Annotated in this window: 14 protein-coding genes; 5 read left to right on the forward strand and 9 right to left on the reverse strand. The window is 75.0% G+C overall.

Annotated elements, in window-relative coordinates; genetic code table 11:
- Window positions 1-37: 37 nt before the first annotated feature.
- The 3 genes from IE305_RS31170 to IE305_RS31180 form a co-directional block, all read right to left on the reverse strand.
- Window positions 38-1,660 carry an amidase family protein gene (locus tag IE305_RS31170; RefSeq protein ID WP_190133194.1) on the reverse strand — a complete coding sequence of 541 codons (1,623 nt, stop codon included), beginning with the start codon at window positions 1,658-1,660 and terminating at the stop codon, window positions 38-40.
- Window positions 1,661-1,776: 116 nt separating this feature from the next.
- The gene (locus IE305_RS31175; protein WP_190133195.1) at window positions 1,777-3,663 is read right to left on the reverse strand and encodes a lectin-like domain-containing protein; all 1,887 of its coding nucleotides are present in this window, start codon (window positions 3,661-3,663) and stop codon (window positions 1,777-1,779) included.
- A gap of 505 nt (window positions 3,664-4,168) precedes the next feature.
- Window positions 4,169-5,734: an FAD-dependent monooxygenase gene (locus tag IE305_RS31180; protein ID WP_190133196.1), complete on the reverse strand. Its 1,566-nt coding sequence runs from the start codon at window positions 5,732-5,734 to the stop codon at window positions 4,169-4,171.
- Window positions 5,735-5,816: 82 nt separating this feature from the next.
- Between IE305_RS31180 and IE305_RS31185 the strand changes: the two genes are divergently transcribed.
- Window positions 5,817-6,443 carry a TetR/AcrR family transcriptional regulator gene (locus tag IE305_RS31185; protein WP_229891769.1) on the forward strand — a complete coding sequence of 209 codons (627 nt, stop codon included), beginning with the start codon at window positions 5,817-5,819 and terminating at the stop codon, window positions 6,441-6,443.
- Window positions 6,444-6,522: 79 nt separating this feature from the next.
- A complete protein-coding gene (locus IE305_RS31190; RefSeq protein WP_190133197.1) occupies window positions 6,523-7,023 on the forward strand; it encodes a hypothetical protein in 501 nt (166 codons plus the stop codon).
- On the opposite strand, the gene IE305_RS31195 is transcribed toward IE305_RS31190, so the two are convergent.
- A complete protein-coding gene (locus IE305_RS31195) occupies window positions 7,001-7,825 on the reverse strand; it encodes a methyltransferase domain-containing protein (protein WP_190133198.1) in 825 nt (274 codons plus the stop codon). The genes IE305_RS31190 and IE305_RS31195 overlap by 23 nt on opposite strands.
- A gap of 159 nt (window positions 7,826-7,984) precedes the next feature.
- Here IE305_RS31195 and IE305_RS31200 point away from each other — a divergent pair, with 159 nt between their 5' ends.
- The 3 genes from IE305_RS31200 to IE305_RS31210 all read left to right on the forward strand — a co-directional run bounded on the left by IE305_RS31200 (window position 7,985) and on the right by IE305_RS31210 (window position 11,534).
- Window positions 7,985-8,458: a DUF3574 domain-containing protein gene (locus IE305_RS31200; protein ID WP_190133199.1), complete on the forward strand. Its 474-nt coding sequence runs from the start codon at window positions 7,985-7,987 to the stop codon at window positions 8,456-8,458.
- 19 nt (window positions 8,459-8,477) lie between these two features.
- On the forward strand, window positions 8,478-9,335 hold the full coding sequence (locus IE305_RS31205; protein ID WP_190133200.1) for an SCO6745 family protein: 858 nt from the start codon (window positions 8,478-8,480) through the stop codon (window positions 9,333-9,335).
- 204 nt (window positions 9,336-9,539) lie between these two features.
- On the forward strand, window positions 9,540-11,534 hold the full coding sequence (locus IE305_RS31210) for an elongation factor G (protein WP_190133201.1): 1,995 nt from the start codon (window positions 9,540-9,542) through the stop codon (window positions 11,532-11,534).
- Between the two features lie 34 nt (window positions 11,535-11,568).
- Here IE305_RS31210 and IE305_RS31215 read toward each other — a convergent pair whose 3' ends face one another.
- From IE305_RS31215 to IE305_RS31235, 5 genes are all read right to left on the reverse strand, one after another.
- The gene (locus IE305_RS31215) at window positions 11,569-12,810 is read right to left on the reverse strand and encodes a PP2C family protein-serine/threonine phosphatase (RefSeq protein ID WP_190133202.1); all 1,242 of its coding nucleotides are present in this window, start codon (window positions 12,808-12,810) and stop codon (window positions 11,569-11,571) included.
- On the reverse strand, window positions 12,807-13,865 hold the full coding sequence (locus IE305_RS31220) for an ATP-binding protein (protein ID WP_190133203.1): 1,059 nt from the start codon (window positions 13,863-13,865) through the stop codon (window positions 12,807-12,809). Before IE305_RS31220 ends, IE305_RS31215 begins: the two co-directional genes overlap by 4 nt.
- Window positions 13,862-14,296, reverse strand: a complete 435-nt coding sequence (locus tag IE305_RS31225; RefSeq protein WP_190133211.1) for an ATP-binding protein — start codon at window positions 14,294-14,296, stop codon at window positions 13,862-13,864. The genes IE305_RS31220 and IE305_RS31225 overlap by 4 nt, the downstream gene beginning before the upstream one ends.
- An 88-nt stretch (window positions 14,297-14,384) precedes the next feature.
- Window positions 14,385-14,795 carry an STAS domain-containing protein gene (locus IE305_RS31230; RefSeq protein ID WP_190133204.1) on the reverse strand — a complete coding sequence of 137 codons (411 nt, stop codon included), beginning with the start codon at window positions 14,793-14,795 and terminating at the stop codon, window positions 14,385-14,387.
- Window positions 14,792-15,694, reverse strand: a complete 903-nt coding sequence (locus IE305_RS31235) for an STAS domain-containing protein (RefSeq protein WP_444546180.1) — start codon at window positions 15,692-15,694, stop codon at window positions 14,792-14,794. The genes IE305_RS31230 and IE305_RS31235 overlap by 4 nt, the downstream gene beginning before the upstream one ends.
- Window positions 15,695-16,013 lie beyond the last annotated feature (319 nt).

The raw sequence follows: 16,013 nt of genomic DNA on the forward strand, positions 1-16,013 counted from the left end.
CTCCTACCGGGGACGCCCGCTCGCCACCGGTGCCCGGTCAGTTGCCCGGCCCGCTCCCGCCGGCCGTCGTCGAGGGCAGGTAGCGCGGGGCGCGCCGGGCCGCCAGCCGGTGTTCCACCGCCGCCCCCAGGGACAGGAGCCGGGCGTCCTGGTGGCCGCCGGCCATCAGGAGGAGGCCGACGGGCAGGTCGCCCACGAACCCGGCGGGCACCGCCAGCGACGGGTAGCCGGCCACGGCCGCGGGGGTGGAGGACGGGATCACGTCGTTGTCGCCGCGGGCGCAGTCGGTCGTCCAGGCGGGCGGGTTGGCCGGTGCGGCGAGGGCGTCCAGGTGGTGGGCGGCCAGCGTCCCGTCCAGGGACCGCCGGGCCAGGTCCGTCAGCTCGGCGCGCCGGGCCCGGTGCTCGCGGCCGGCGGCGGGCGGCGCGACGAGGGCCCGTTCGAAGAGTTCCTGGCCGGCGAAGCAGGTCCGTTCGGCCGGGTGGGTGCGGTTGAAGCGGACCAGTCCGGCAAGGTCCCGGGGGCCGTGGCGGGTGGCGAGGTAGGCGTCGATGTCCCGGTGGAACTCGCTGAGCAGCGCGGGGAACTCGAGGGCGGCGAGGCGCTCCTGGTACGGCGGTGTCACCTCGACGACCTCGGCCCCTGCCGCCCGGAGCGCGCCGGCCGTACGGGTCATCAGGGCGTCCACCTCCGGGCCGAGGGCGGGCAGCCGCCACAGGCCGATCCGCCGGCCGCGCAGGTCCGCCGGGGGTGCGGTGGCGGCCCGGTGGCCGGCGAGCACGGACCAGGTGAGCGCGGCGTCGGTGACGTTGCGTGCCAGGGGCCCGGCGGTGTCCTGCTGGGCGGAGATGGGCACGACACCCGCCTGGCTGACGGTGCCGAGGGTGGGCTTGAGGCCGGTCACGCCGGTCATGCCCGCGGGGCACACGATGGAGCCGTCCGTCTCGGTGCCGATGGCCACCTGGGCGAGGGAGGCGGCGACCGCGGCGGCCGAGCCTGAGGACGACCCGCAGGGGTTGCGGTCCAGGACGTGGGGGTTGCGGGTCTGGCCGCCCACCGCGGACCAGCCCGACGTCGGCCGGTCCGCGCGGAAGTTCGCCCACTCGGACAGGTTGGTCTTGCCGAGGATCACCGCCCCGGCGTCCCGCAGGCGGGTCACCAGCGCGGCGTCGGTGTCCGGCGGACTGCCGGCGAGGGCCAGCGACCCGGCCGTCGTCGGCATGTCACGGGTGTTCACGTTGTCCTTGAGCAGGACGGGGATGCCGTCGAGCGGACCGCGGACGGTGCCCTGCCGGCGCCGGGCGTCGCTGGCGGCGGCCTGGCGCAGGGCCGTCGGGTCGGTGCGCAGCACTGCGTGGACGAGGGGGTCGACCGTGTCGATCCGCCGCAGGTAGGCGGCCGTCAGGGCGGTGGAGGTGAGCGATCCGGCGGCCATGCGGGCCTGGAGCTCGGGGATCGTCACGGTGTCGAGATCGGTGCCGGCGAGCCCGGGCGGGTGGTGCGGGGCGACGTTCGCGGGTGCGGCCTTTGCGGGTGCGGGCTTCGCCGGGGCGGCCTCCGCGGGCCGGCCGAGGGGCTCTTGCAGCAGTGCTCCGGCGGCCAGGGCGGTCACGGCCGTCAGTGCGGCAACGATTCTCTTGCTCGTTCTCGGGTTCCTCATGCGGGGTAGCCGACCCCGCCGTCCTCGTCGGGTGCAAGGGTGCCGTTTCGGGCGTGCGGCGGCCGGACACCGGCCGCGCGGGGCAGCGGTGTCCGGCCGCGGGATTGCCGGGACGGTCAGTGGGCGCTCTCCTTCAGGGCGATGCCCTGGAGGTTGTAGAGGGTGCCGTCGTTGGACCCGGCCTTGGAGTGGTGGAGGACCTGGACGCGCACCTGGAGCGGTGTGCCGGGCTCGATGCTGTGGCCGGTGGCCGGGGACTCGATGAGGACTTGGCCGTCGGTGCTGCCGTCCTTGACCACGGTGTACCAGTGTTCCTTGTACTGCGGGTTGAACCTGCTGCCCGCCGGCAGGCCGTCGAAGGACAGCTGCCACTGCTGGACACGGTTCTTGCTGGCCGCCAGTTCGAAGAGGTACGACCACACGTAGCCCTGGGCCTCCGGAGGCCAGGTCTGGTCGAAGCCCGTCTTCTCCTTGACCGTCACATCGATCTTCGGCGCGCTGACCTTGGTGGTGAAGGTGGCGGACTTGTACGGCGAGGAGTTGATGACCTTGCCGGTGTCGATCTGCGCGGTGACGGTGAGGTCGCCCGTGTAGTTGGCCTGGACGGTGCCGCTGACGCGGATGACGGCCCGGCTGCCCTTGGGCAGGTTCAGCGGCTGGGTGAAGGCGCCGGCGGCGATGGTGCCCTGGCCGGCGGTGGCGCCGCCGGTAAGGACGGGCGCCTCGAACGTCGCTCCGGTGAGCTGCCCCGGGAACGTACCGGTGATCTTCGCTTCGGGCACGGCGCCCGGCCCCTTGTTGTCGACGGTCACCGTGTACGAGACCGGCTTGCCGAAGTCGGCCGTGGCCGGCCCGCGCAGCCCGATCGGGACGTCGGCGGTCGGCGGGGCGGTCACCTTGGTGGTGGCCGATCCGGAGTACTTCCCGACGAGGGACCGCGTCTCCGACACGGCGGTGGCGTCCAGGGTGATGTCGCCGACGACGCCGGTGCCGATCGTGCCGTTGAGCGGCACGACGGCCTGTCCGCCCTTGGGCAGGGACAGCGGCTGGGTGTAGGTGCCGTTCACGATGGTGCCCGTCCCGGCGGTGGCGCCTCCGGAGAGCTCGACCGTGCCGAACGCGGCGCCCGTGACCTCCGTGGGAATCTTGCCGGTGAGCTTGGCGTCGGGGACGGCGTTGGGGCCCTTGTTCACCACGGTGATGCGGTAGCCGATCGGGGAACCGGCGGTGGCGGTCTCCGGGGCCGTCGGCGTGACGTCGGTCTCGGCAGGGAGCGTGACCTCGAGGTCGCGGACCTCATAGTGGTTGGTGTTCGCGCCGGTGGCGGCCGAGAGACCGAGCTTCAGGGTGCCGGGCAGCGGCACCTGACCGGTGGCGTCGCGCAGGTCGTACGCGATCAGCTTCAGCCAGGCGTTGTCCTTGCGGACGGCCACCGTCACGCGCCGGTCGTCGACCGACAGCAGGATGCGGGCCGGGGTCTCGCGCGTCAGGCTCAGCGAGGGCAGGGCGGCGCCGGCGAGGTAGCGGTAGCCGTCGTACTGGTCGCCCGAGCCGCGGAGCACGGCGTTGTTCGGCTTCGGGCCGGGACCGGTGTCACCGGCCTGGGTCGGGTCGGAGAACGAGCCGTACTGGTCGATGCCGACACCGATGTAGCCCTTGGTCACGCCGGGCTTGCGGTCGTGCGCGTCCGCCTTGTGGTAGCAGGCGTAGCCGAGGGCACCGCCGGGGCCGCCCACGCCGGTCTCGTACGCCCCGTCGATGAGGAAGAACGAGAGGCCGTCGGCGCCGGAGCCGCCGTAGGCGGCGAGGTCGAACTGGACGGAGATGCCGTCGCTGCTGGGGAAGGCCAGGTTCAGCAGGGCGGTGCCGGCCTGGAACCCCTGCGCCTGGGTGAGGCTGAGCCAGCCCTTGCCGGTCATCCTCGCCGACCCGTACAGCTTCCAGTCGGGCGGAACGGTGGATCCGGCGAAGGACTGCTTGTACGGGAAGATGGACGCCGTCATGCGGGACCTCCGGTCGTCGAATCGGTCGAGTCGGTCGGAGCGGTCGGAGCGGTCGGACAGGTCGAGCGGTCGCAGCAGAAGTATTGACCGCGTATGCGGAGCCGCCCGGACTTTTGAGCCTCGGGGGCGCTGAACGACCGTCCGATCGCTTCCCGCCGTTCACCGGACGATGACGAGGAGCCGCGGAAGCGCGGAGCTGGACGGGTAAGTTCCGTGTTCACCTGGGGCTTTGTCGTCCCGGGCGGGCCGTGACCGTGCAACGGAGCGCATGACGGACGATAAATCCGCAGGTTTTGCGGGCGCTTTGGCGGCGCCCGGAAAACAGCGTGAGCGGAACCACAAGTCCGTTCCGGGAGAGGTGACGGTGGAGCAATGACCCCACCGGGCCGCGCGCGGCCGCACAGGCGGTCGAATCGCGGTGACGGGAGGGGTTCGGAGGATCGGCGGGATTTTCCTGCCGGTCCTCCGGACCGCCGTCCGTTCAGCGGATGTTCAGCGGTCGTCCTCAGCCTGCGGCCGGGGCGCCGAGCCACTGCATCAGGGCCTCGGAGAGGGAGCCGGTCGCGCCGTCCGGGCCGGCCGCCCAGGCGGTGATGCCGTCCGGGCGGACCAGGAGGGCCGTCAGCTCCGGGTGGCCGGCGCAGGTGGTGGTCAGGACCTTCAGGCGGTTCCCGTACCCGGCCGCGTCCCCGGTCGTCCGCCCGGCGGGGACGGCGTCGCCGGTCAGGTCCAGGAGGAGGGCGCGGCCGTCGTGCAGGTGGCCGGCGAGCCTGCTGCCGTCGGCCAGGCACAGGTCGGGGGCGCTGTGGCCGACGAGGGGGTGGGCGCCGGCGGGTGCCTCGTAGTGCTGCCACACGCCGGAGATCATGGTCGCGAGGTGGGTCGTCACGGCCGTCTCCTCGGTCAGCCCGGCCATGAGGGCGCGCAGGGCGCGGGTCTTGGGGTCGGGGCGCATGAGGGACACCTGGGCGCGGGTCCAGTCGAGCACCCAGGCGCCGAGGGGGTGCCGTTCGGTGGTGTACGAGTCGAGCAGCGTTTCGGGGGCGTCGCCGCGGACCACGGCGGCGAGCTTCCAGCCGAGGTTCATGGCGTCGCCCACGCCCAGGTTGAGCCCCTGTCCGCCGAAGGGGGCGTGGACGTGCGCGGCATCGCCGGCCAGCAGGACGCGCCCGGACCGGTAGTCGGCGGCCTGGCGGGCGTTGTCGGTGAAGCGGGTGGCGGTGTGCACGTGGGTGATGGTGACGTCGACGCCGGAGACGCGGCGCAGCGACTTCTGGAGTTCCTCGGCCGTGACGGGGGCCCGGCGGTCCGCCGGCGGCCCGTCGAATTCGACGGTCAGGATGCGGCCGGGCGTGGGGCCGTGCGCGTACGTGCCGGTCTCCGTCCAGTTCCAGCCGCGGCCCAGCCCCTCGTGGCCGGTCATCTCGACGAGCGCCTGATAGCCCGTGATCTCGGCGTCGGTGCCGGGGAAGGCGAACCCGGCGAGCTTCCGTACGGTGCTGCGGCCGCCGTCGCAGCCGACCAGCCATCCGGCGCGGACCGTCCCGCCCGGCCGGGTGGTCACGGTGACGCCGTCCGCGTCCGCCGTGAAGCCGGTCAGCTCGACGCCCCTGCGCACCTCCACGCCGAGTTCCTCCGCCCGGGCGTTCAGTATGCGTTCGATGTCCTGCTGCGCCACGAAGCCGACGTCGCCGGCGGGGCCCCGGTCGGCGAAGCCGGGGGCCGACGGGTCGAACCGGTCCGCCCGCAGCCCGATGCCGGCGAAGTGGCCGGCGAACTTGGGTGGGAGCGCCGGGGGCGGGGCGCCGGGGCCGGCACCGGGAGCGGCCCCGAGGAGCGCGCTCACCTTTTCGAGGGTGCGCTGCTGCACCTCGGCCAGGCGCGGCAGTAGTCCGCGCCGGTAGAACGCCTCGGCGGTGGGCGTGTTGATGGAGCCCGCCTTGATCGTCCCGTCGACGTCCGTCAGCCGTTCGACGACCAGGACGCGGGCTCCGCCCAGCCGCAGCTCGCACGCGAGCATCAGCCCCGCCGGGCCGGCCCCCGCCACCACGACGTCATGGTCAGCGCGCATGTTGTTCTCCTGTCGGTGCTTCGTTTCCCCCTGACCCCGAAAACTATAGTCACTAAAACTTTTGGTTGGCTATAGTGATCTCGTGACACCGGAACCCTCCCTGCGCGAACGCAAGAAGCAAGAGACCCGGCAGCGCATCTCGGACGTGGCCACGACCCTGATCGCCGAGCGCGGCTTCGACCAGGTCACCGTCGCGGAGATCGCGAAGGCCGCGCACGTCTCGGCGATGACGGTCTTCAACTACTTCCCGCGCAAGGAGGACCTCTTCCTCGACCGCATCCCGCAGGCCGCCGAGCTGGTCACCGCCGCGGTGCGGGACCGGCAGCCCGGGCAGCCCCCGCTCGCCGCCGTGCGCCGCACGCTCCTCGGCCTGGTCGACGAGGGGCACCCGCTGCTCGGCCTCGCCGACCGGTACGCACACTTCTGGCGGATCGTCGTGGAGTCGCCGGCCCTGCGCGCCCGCGCCCGGGAAGGCGCCGAAGAGGTCGAGAACGCCCTGGCCTCGGCCCTGGAGGAGGCCGGCGAGCCGGCGCCCGCCCTCGCCTCGGCGCTGATGCTCGCGGCGTGCCGCTCCGCCTACCTCGCCGCGGCCCGCCGCCTCATGGCGGGCGAGCGCGCGGCGGCCGTCCTGCCGGACTACCGGGCGGAGATGGAGAAGGCCCTCGGCGCGGCCGAACAGGCCCTCGGCGTGGTGCAGCGCGCTTCCTGAAGCGCGCTCAGCACCGTCCGACGCGCCGGGCGCGCGTGCACTGCGCCGGAGCCGCCACTCCCCCGGCCATCCTGGAACCGTGACCGACGGAGCCCACGGAGCCACCGCACAGCGGAGACCGGCCGACTACACCGGTGCCGTCTACGGCTCGCTCCTCGCCGCGTCGGTGCTGGCCGGCACCGGGACGATGGGCCCGTACCCGCGCCTGGAGCTCGTCCTGCTCCTGGTGAGCACCGGAGTGGTGTTCTGGGTCGCCCACAGCTACGCCCACCTCACCGGCCGCCTGGCGCACGAGCCGCTCGGCCGGGGGACCCTCCTGCGTGCCTGCGCCGCCGAATGGCCCATCGCCCAGGCCGCCGCCCTGCCCTCCCTCGCCATCGCCGTGAGCCCCCTCCTGCGGCTGGACGTGGCCGGTGCCGCGTGGCTGGCCCTGTCCGTGGCCGTCGCCGAACAGGCCTGCTGGGGCGCGGCCGCCGTGGCCCGCGCCGGCGCCCCGCGCCACCAGGTCGTCGTCTCCGGCCTCGTCAACCTCCTCATCGGCCTGCTGATCGTGGCGGTCAAGGCCCTGCTGCCCCATTGAGCGCCGGGAGGGTCGCCGACGTGAGGAAGTAGGTGACCGCGTAGAGGAACCGGTCCTCGCGGAGCGCCGCGTCCACGAGGGCGTCGAAACGGCGCGCCTCCTCCCGCCGGAGCTGCCCGCGGTCGGCGAAGGCGCCGGCCCAGTCGCGGACGCCCGTCATGGCGTCCGCCGTCGTCCGGTCGCGGACGAGGAGGGTACGGGCCTCGACGCGGATCTCCTCCAGCCCGTGGCCGGCCAGGAGACCGGGCACGCGGCGGGCGAAGGTGCCGTGGCGGAAGCCGGCGCGCCCGCGCAGGGCCAGGACCCTGGCGGCCAGTTCGTGGTCGTCGATGGCGAGGGCCTGGGTGCCGGTGTCGGGGTCGCAGACCACGATCCGCCCTCCGGGCCGTACGACGCGCAGCATGCCGGCCAGCACCCCTTCGGGGTCCTCGGTGTGCTGGAGCACGCGGTCGGCGAACACTCCGTCGAACGTGCCGTTCCGGAACGGCAGGTGCCGCGCGTCGGCCACGACCACGCGCCGCAGGCCCTGCCCGCGCATCTCGCGGCACATCACCGCCGACAGGTCGCACGCGGTGACCTCCGCCCCCGTCGCCGCGGCCAGCCGGCGGGCGGCGTCGCCCGTGCCGGCGCCGACGTCGAGGAAGCGGCGGCCGGGCCCCGCCCGCAGCAGATCGAGGACGCGCTGCTTGTACGAGGTGAAGAAGGGCTCGGCCCGCAGCCGGTGCAGCACGCCGACCAGCCGTGCGGGGTCGGGGTGGGCGTCGATGTCCGAGAACGTGTGCGGCACGTAACGGTCGGCCATGACCGGCCACTCTACGGCGGCCGGCCCGGTGCCCGCCGGGGCGCGCAGGCGTGAAATCGCCGTCGAACGTGGTGCGTTGCGCCGTCCGTTCTCGCTAGAGTCCGGAGGCCCCCACACCGGAACCGAAGAAAATCGAGAAAACAAGAGAAAGAGGCCGCCGTGGCGCCCACCTCCGTCTCCCGCACCCGCCTGGCGCTCGTCGCCCTCACCGCCGCGCTGCTGGGCGCGAGCGGCCCCGCCGCGTACGCGGCCCTCGACGACGCCGGCGGCGGGCCGTCCACGGCGGCGCCCAAGGCCGTGGGCAAGCCGTATGTGAAGACCGAGCTGCTCTTCGGCACCGCGAAGCCCGACGGCGGGGCGCCGGTCACCGACCAGGAGTTCCACGCCTTCGTGGACGAGTTCGTCACCCCGCGCTTCCCGGCCGGGCTGACCATCGAGAACGCCCAGGGCCAGTACCGCGACACCCACGGGACCATCGAGCGCGAGCGCTCGTACAAGCTCACCCTCCTGTACCCGAAGCGCGAGGCCACCGCCGACAGCCGCAAGATCGAGGAGATCCGCGCCACGTACGACAAGCGGTTCGGGCAGGAATCCGTGGCCCGCATCGACGACAACGAACTCGTCGACTTCTGACCCGGCCCCCGCGCCCCCGATGGACAGGGAAGCCGCCGCGCACGTCACCGCCCGGGCCCTGTGGCCCCTCCTCGAACCCGTGCACGCCGTCACCTACTTCGCGCTGGAAGCCCGGAGTGCATTCGAGGAGGCGGGGCTGCGCGGCTTCTGGCGCGGCTACTTCGCCGGCCGGGCCGCGCCGTTCGGCGCGGTCGGGCCGGCACCGGTGGTGTCGTCCTTCTTCTCCTTCGCCCCGCCTATGGTGGCCCGCGCGTTGCCCTCCGTGTGGGGGACGGTCACGGCCGGGGAAGCGCTGGAGGTGCGGTTGCGGGGCGCGCGGGACGCCCTGACGCGCCTCCTGGCCGGCCGGGAGGCGCAGGTCGAGCGGGCGGCCGTGCTGCTGGCGGGCCGGATCGCCGGTCTCGGGTGCGGCGGGCGGCCGCTGGCCGCCGCCAACGCGGCCCTGCCCCCGCCCGACGAGCCGCCGGCCCTGCTGTGGCACGCCGCGACCGTGCTGCGGGAGCACCGCGGGGACGGCCATGTGGCGGCATTGGTCGCCGCCGGGCTGGACGGCTGCGAGGTGCTCGTCCTGCGGGCCGGCACCGACCTGCCGCGCGCCGAGCTCCAGCCGTTCCGCGGCTGGTCCGACGAGGAGTGGGACGCGGCGGCGGCCCGGTTCGTACGCCGGGGGCTGCTCGCGGACGACGGCACGGCGACGGAGGCCGGCCGCCGGCTCCTCGCCGGCGTGGAGGCGGCGACCGACCGGGCCGCGGCCCGCCCGTGGGAGGACCCCACCGGGCTGGACGACCTGACGGCGGCCCTGGCTCCCCTGACGGCCGCCGCCTCCGCAGCCCTCCGCTTCCCCAACCCCATCGGCGTACCGGACCCCCGGGGCTGATCCCCCGTCCCGGCCGGCCCGCGCGTGCCGCCCGGGAAAATGCGTGGCGTGCGCCCCGCCCGTCGGGCACGCTGGCAATGGACATCATCCGTGCGCGTCCACGCGCCGTCGTGCACCACTTGGAGAGAGCGGGAGCCATGCGCCAGGTCCTCGGAACACCCCAGCGCCCTTTCCGCAGCCACGTTCCCGAGGACCTCTCCACCCATGCGCATCTCCACCGCCCCGGCGCGGGGCGTCGTCAACATCGGCGTCCTGGCCCACGTCGACGCAGGTAAGACCAGTCTCACCGAGCGCCTGCTGTTCGACACCGGCGCCATCGACCGGCTCGGCAGCGTCGACGCCGGCACCACCCGCACCGACACCGGCGCCATCGAGCGCCGGCGCGGCATCACCATCCGCAGCGCCGTCGCCTCGTTCACGGTGGACGGCCTCCAGGTCAACCTGATCGACACGCCCGGTCACGGCGACTTCGTCGCCGAAGTGGAGCGCGCCCTCGGCGTGCTCGACGGCGCCGTCCTCGTCGTGTCCGCCGTGGAGGGGGTGCAGGCGCGGACGCGGGTGCTGATGAAGAGCCTGCGCCGGCTGGCCCTCCCCACCCTGCTGTTCGTCAACAAGACCGACCGCGCCGGGGCCGACGGGACCGCCGTGCTCGCGGACGTACGGGCCCGCCTCACGCCGCGCGTGGTGCCCATGGGGACCGTTCGGGACATCGGTACGCCCGCGGCCCGGACCGTGCCCGCCTCGTTCGGCGACCCTGCGTTCCGGGAACGCGTCGCCGAGGCCCTCGCGGAGGACGACGCATGGGTGCTGGGCGAACTGGTCGACGGCCGGGTGCCCCCGGTGGAGCGGCTGCGCAAGGGCCTGGCCGAGCACACGGCGCGCGGTCTGCTGCACCCCCTCTACTTCGGCTCCGCGCTCTCCGGCGACGGTGTGGGCGCCCTCGTCGACGGCATCGCGCGCTGGCTGCCGCCCGCGCGCGGGAGCGCCGCCGCGCCGCCGGCGGGCAGCGTGTTCGCCGTGCAGCGCGGGGCGACCGGCGAGAAGACGGCGTACCTGCGGCTGTTCTCGGGCAGCCTCGGGCGGCGCGAGCGCATCACGCTGCACCGCCGTGAGTCCGACGGCGGCCGGTCCGAGCACACCGGCCGGCTCACCGCCCTCGACGTCGTGGGGGCGCCGCCGGGCGCGGCGGGCCGGCTGCTGCCGGGCGGCATCGCCGCGGTCCGCGGACTGCCGGCCGTACGCGTGGGCGACCGGCTCGGCACACCGCCCGGCGGCGAGGCCGACGGGCCGCACTTCGCCCCGCCGGGCCTGGAGGCGGTGGTGCGGCCGGTGCGGCCGCAGGACGCCCCCGCGGTGCACGCCGCACTCACCGCGCTGGCCGACCAGGACCCGCTCATCGGCACCCGTGCGCTGCCCGACGGTGCCGGTACCGCCGTGCTGCTGTACGGGGAGGTGCAGAAGGAGGTCGTCGCGGCCACGCTGCGGGAGGAGTTCGGGGTGGCCGCCGTGTTCGAGGAGAGCCGCCCGGTGTTCCTGGAGCGGCCCGCCGGGTGCGGCACGGCGTACGAGGGCATCGACCGGCACCGTACGCCCGCCTTCTGGGCGACGATCGGGCTGCGCGTGGAGGCCGGCCGGGCGGGGTCCGGCACGGTCTTCCGCCGGGAGACGGAGCTGGGGGCGATCCCCCTCGCCTTCGACCGGGCCGTCGAGGAGACCGCCCGCCGCACCCTGCTCCAGGGGCTGCACGGCTGGCCGGTCACCGATGTCGTCGTCACGTTGACGCACTCCGGTTACGCCAGCCCCGTCAGCACCGGCACCGACTTCCGCCGGCTGACGCCGCTGGTGCTGATGCGGGCCTTGGCCGAGGCGGGGACTCGGGTGCACGAGCCGTGCCACGCGTACGAGCTGGAGCTGCCCGGCGACTGCCTGGGCGCGGTCACGGGGGTGCTCGCCGAGCACGGCGCACACGTACGGGACACCGTGCCGGCCGGGGACGCGTGGCTGGTCACGGGCGTCGTGGCGGCGCGGCACGTCGCCGCGCTGGAGCTGCGGCTGCCGGGCCTGACGCGCGGCGAGGCGCTGTGGTGGTCGGCGCCGGCCGGCGACCGGCCGCTGCCCGGCCGGCCGCCGGTCCGGGAACGGACGGACGGCAACCCGCTCGACCGGGCCGCCTACTTGCGGCATGTCGGGCGGGCCTGACGGGTCGGGCCCGGCGGTGCGGGGCCGGGGGGTGCTATCCGCCGGCGGGGCGTGGGGCGAGGCGGGCCGTCAGGGCGACCGTGTCGTCGGCGTGCAGGATGACGTCGTGCATCTCCCGGGCCACCGCGCCCGGGAGGTCCTCGATGGGCAGGTGGCGGTGGCGGCGGACGGCCCGGCGCAGCCGGGCCTCGCCCTCGCGGGGGTCGCGCCGGCTCTCGGTGAGGCCGTCGGTGTAGAGCAGGAGCACGTCGCCGGGGCCGAGCCGGTCGTGGACCAGTTCGTCGCTGCCCGGCAGGGGGTAGCCGACGCCGCGGCCGCGGGCCTCCAGGTAGTGGCCGCTGCCGTCGGCCCGGGTCAGCAGGGCCGGCGGGTGGCTGCCGTTGGCGACGGTGAAGGCGCCGGTGGCCGGGTCGAGGCGGACCAGCAGCACGGTGGCCATCAGGTCGGGGTCCAGCGGCATGAGGATCTCGGCGGTGCGTCCGACGATGGCGGGGAGCGGGTGGCCCTCCAGGGCGAGGGTGCGGACGGCGTGGGTGACGGTGAGGGCGCTGCGGGTACTGGTGATGCCGTGCCCGAGGGCGTCGACGACGGTGATGTGGACGGTGCCGTCGGGCAGCAGGAACCAGTCGTAGAGGTCGCCGCCGGTGGGCGCGTCGGTGCCGGCGGGGGCGTAGTGCACGGCGAGTTCGAGGCCGTCGGTGCGGGGCGGCTGCGGGCGGAGGGCGTCCTCGAGCTCGCGCAGTATCTCGCCGTGGGCGCGGCGCAGCCGTTCGTCGCGTTCCTCCAGCTGGACGTAGAGGGCGAGGACGCCGCTGTTGGTCTCGGCGAGTTCGTGGCGGAGCCGCTCGCGGTCGGCGGCGAGCGCGTCGGCGCGGGCGAGGGCGGCGCGCAGCTCCTCCTCCAGGAGGGCGCGGTCGGACGGGGTGTCGTCGCCGGGGGCGGGGGCCGGTGCGGGGGCGCCGGTGGGCAGGCGCCAGAGGGCGCCGCCGCGGTCGGGTTCGGCGGGCAGGGGCAGGTTGTCCAGCCGCGGCGGGCCGGGCGCGTGGGGTGCGCTGAGCCGCACGGCGAGCTGCGGGGAGCCGCCGTCGGAGGCGGGTTCGGGCCGGGCGTCGAGGCGTACGGGCCGGCCGGCGCGCACCTCGTGGGAGGCGACGCTGGTGACGGACAGGGCCAGGCGGGAGCGGAGTTCGACGGGGAGGCGCAGGTCCCTCGCCAGGCGGCGCACGGTGGCGCTCAGGCCGGTGAGCGTGTGGTGCGTCGTGGTGTGCGGGATCATCGGTCCTTCCTCCCGGACGTCCGGTGGGCGGTGGGGCCGAGGGCGACGACGGTGGCGTCGTCGCGGGTGCGGCGGTGGCCGTGGACGAGGGCGGTGGCCAGCAGGGGCGGGGGCAGTCGCAGCAGGAACGGTCCGGGGGTGCGGGCCCAGCGGGCGTCGATGCCGTCGGTGTGGAGGACGGCGGTGGTGTGGGGGCCGGTGGGCAGGTGGTGGACGCGGGGCGTGGGCATGTTCCAGCCGGCCACGCCCGGTTCGCCGTACAGGTGGCGCCGGGTGCCGGTGGGGTCGAGCAGGTGCAGGCGGACGTTGCCGGTGCCGCAGAACTCGGCGCCGCCGCCGGTGGCGAGGCGGAAGGCGCCGACGGCCGCGCCGCGGGTGGCGCGCAGGGCGCGGTGCAGGGCGGTGAGCAGCTGGGGCAGCGGGGCGTCGGCGGTGCGGTGGAAGGCGCGCAGTGCGGCCTGGGCGGCCTCGGCTGCCGCGGGGCCGTGGCCGAGGCCGTCGACGACCAGGGCGGTGCGGGCCCCGGCGGTGACGGCCAGGGCGTAGCCGTCGCCGCAGTCGGTCTCGCCGTGGGCGAGCAGGCAGAGGGCGCCGACGGCGTCGCTCGCGGTGGTGCCGCCGGTGCCGGAGGCGGCGAGGCGGGCGCAGGCGAGGGTGCCGGCGGGGTGGCTGCGCAGGGCGAAGTGGGTGGCGGCGCGGCGGACGGCGCCCAGGCCGGCGCCGAGGGTGCCGGTGGTGGTGTAGCCGTCGGCCAGGCAGCGGTCGGGGTCGGTGATGCCGGGCCCGGAGTCGGCGGTGAGCACCTCCAGGCCGTCGCCGAGGGGCAGGGGCTGGAGGAAGACGGCGCCGTCCCGGGCGTGTTTGGCGAGGTTGCTCGCGAGTTCGCTGGCGAGGACGGCGGCGTGGTCGGGCAGCGCGCCCGGCAGGCCGTGCCGCACGGCCAGGGCCCGCGCGCGGGTGGCGGCGGTGTGCACGGCGCTGTAGTGGTCGACGCGGACCTCCTCGGTGACGTACGCGGTGCCGGGGGTGCCGTCGGTGCCGGGGGTGGGTGTCACGGGGCCGTCCAGCGGGTGGCGACGACGGTGGTGCCACGGCCGGGCGCGGTCTCGATGGCGAACTCGTCCATGAGCCTGCGGGCCCCTCCCAGGCCGTGGCCGAGGCCGGTGCCGGTGGTGAAGCCGTCGGTGAGGGCGGACTCCACGTCGGGGATGCCGGGCCCCTCGTCGCGTACGGTCAGGCGCAGGCCGCGGCGGCCGCCGCGGCGCACCGGCTCGAGGGTGAGGGTGCCTCCGCCGCCGTGGGCGTAGGCGTTGCGGGCCAGTTCGCTGGCGGCGGTGACGACGCGGGTCTGGTCGACGATGCCGAAACCCAGGCCGACGGTGGCGGCGCGCACGGCGTGACGCACGGTCACCAGGTCCTCCTCGGTGCGGACGGCGTAGACGGACGGGGCTTCGGTGCACACCGGCCGCACCGCCGGGGGCGGCACGGTGGCCCAGTCGTCGGCGGCGGCCGTCGCGGTGCGGACGTCCGGCGCCTCGCGCGGACGGGCGATCAGGGGGTCGAGAGCCGTCCGGTCACCGTTGCGCGTCACGTGGAGCCTCTCCCCGGGGCTGCTGAGTCCGGCGCCAGCCCAGCGCGGCCATGCCCTGCTCGGCGTTGAGCGCGGTCTCGACGCCGGTGAGCCGCAGGCCCAGTTCGACGAGGGTGATGGCGACGGAGGGCCGCATGCCGGCGACGATGACGCGGGCGCCGAGCAGCCGGGCCATGGTGGTCAGCTCCATCAGCGTGCGCGCCACGTACGAGTCGATGATCTCCAGGCGGGAGATGTCGACGAGGACGCCCCGCGCGCCGTCGGCGGCGATGCGGTTGGTCAGTTCGTCCGCGAAGGCGGCGGCGGTGGTGTCGTCGAGTTCGTTGAGCAGCCCGGTGACCAGGACGTCCCCGAGCCGGAGGATGGGGACCCCCGCCCGGCCGGCGGCGGTCACCGGACCGCCGGGGCCGGCAGGTCGCTGCCCAGCGGCGGCTGGTCGGTCATCGCCACGGCGGCGGCCAGCGCGTCGGCCAGCGTGGCGCGGGTCAGCGTCGACGACAGGTCGATGCCGAGCTGGGCGATGGTCTGGGCGATGGGCGGGCGGATGCCGCTGATGATGCAGTCGGCGCCCATGAGACGCACGGCGTTGACGGTGTGCATGAGGTGCTGGGCGACGGCCGTGTCGACGGCCGGGACACCGGTGATGTCGACGATCGCGACGCGCGCCTCGTGGTCCTGGATGGACTGGAGCAGATTCTCCATCACGACCTGGGTGCGGGCCGTGTCGAGCGTGCCGATCAGGGGGACGGCCAGGACGTGCCGCCACAGCTGCACAACGGGCGTGGACAGCTCCAGCAGTTGCCGGCTCTGCCGCTGGATGATCTCCTCGCGGCCCTCGACGTACGTCTCGAACGCCAGCGCGCCGGCCGCGTCCAGGAGGCGGTTGAGGAAGATGGCGGTGTGGAAGAGGTCCTCGGTGTCGCGGGTGGTGCCCTGCACGGCCTCCAGCAGCGCCTCCTTCAGCGCCAGCACGGCGAGGGAGGTCGCGGTGGGGGTGGCGCCGGCGCGGGCCCGGCGCATGGACAGCTCGGTGACCGCCTCGCGCAGGTCGCGGTAGGAGGCGACCGCGCGGTGCGCCGGCACGTCCTGGGCGAGGGCGGCGGCGAGGGCGGCCAGCAGGAGGTCGGCCTCCTCGCGCAGCTCCCTCTCGCTGACATCCGTCGCGAGGATCACCTGCTCGCGCTGGAGCTGCACCCAGCGGTCGGCGACCTTCTCCTCGTGTTCACGGAGCGCGTTCCTCACACGGTCGCGTGCGGCTGTCTCCCGGGTCGTCACCAAGCACCTCTCACACATCGGAGACCCCACGCGTGCCCACAGAGCACGGACGCAAAACCTGGGCGTCCCGGACGCGCGGAAGGATCCCTTCGTTGTCGGCCGACAGGATGTTACTGGCCGGGAGGCCCACGCAAAACCCAGATCAAATGCCTGGTGGAGGTATGTCCGGCGGAGGCCGGTGCTTGGCCGGTGGGGGCCTGCCCGGCCGGCCGGGGCATGCGCGAGGGGCGCAGCTCCTCGCGGTGCTGCGCCCCTCGGTGCGGTGCCGTCCGCCGGTGTCAGTAGGCGGAGTTGACGTTGTCCATGGAGCCGTACTTGTCGGCGGCGTAGTTGCAGG

Source organism: Streptomyces mashuensis, from assembly GCF_014654785.1.
Taxonomy (GTDB): domain Bacteria; phylum Actinomycetota; class Actinomycetes; order Streptomycetales; family Streptomycetaceae; genus Streptomyces; species Streptomyces mashuensis.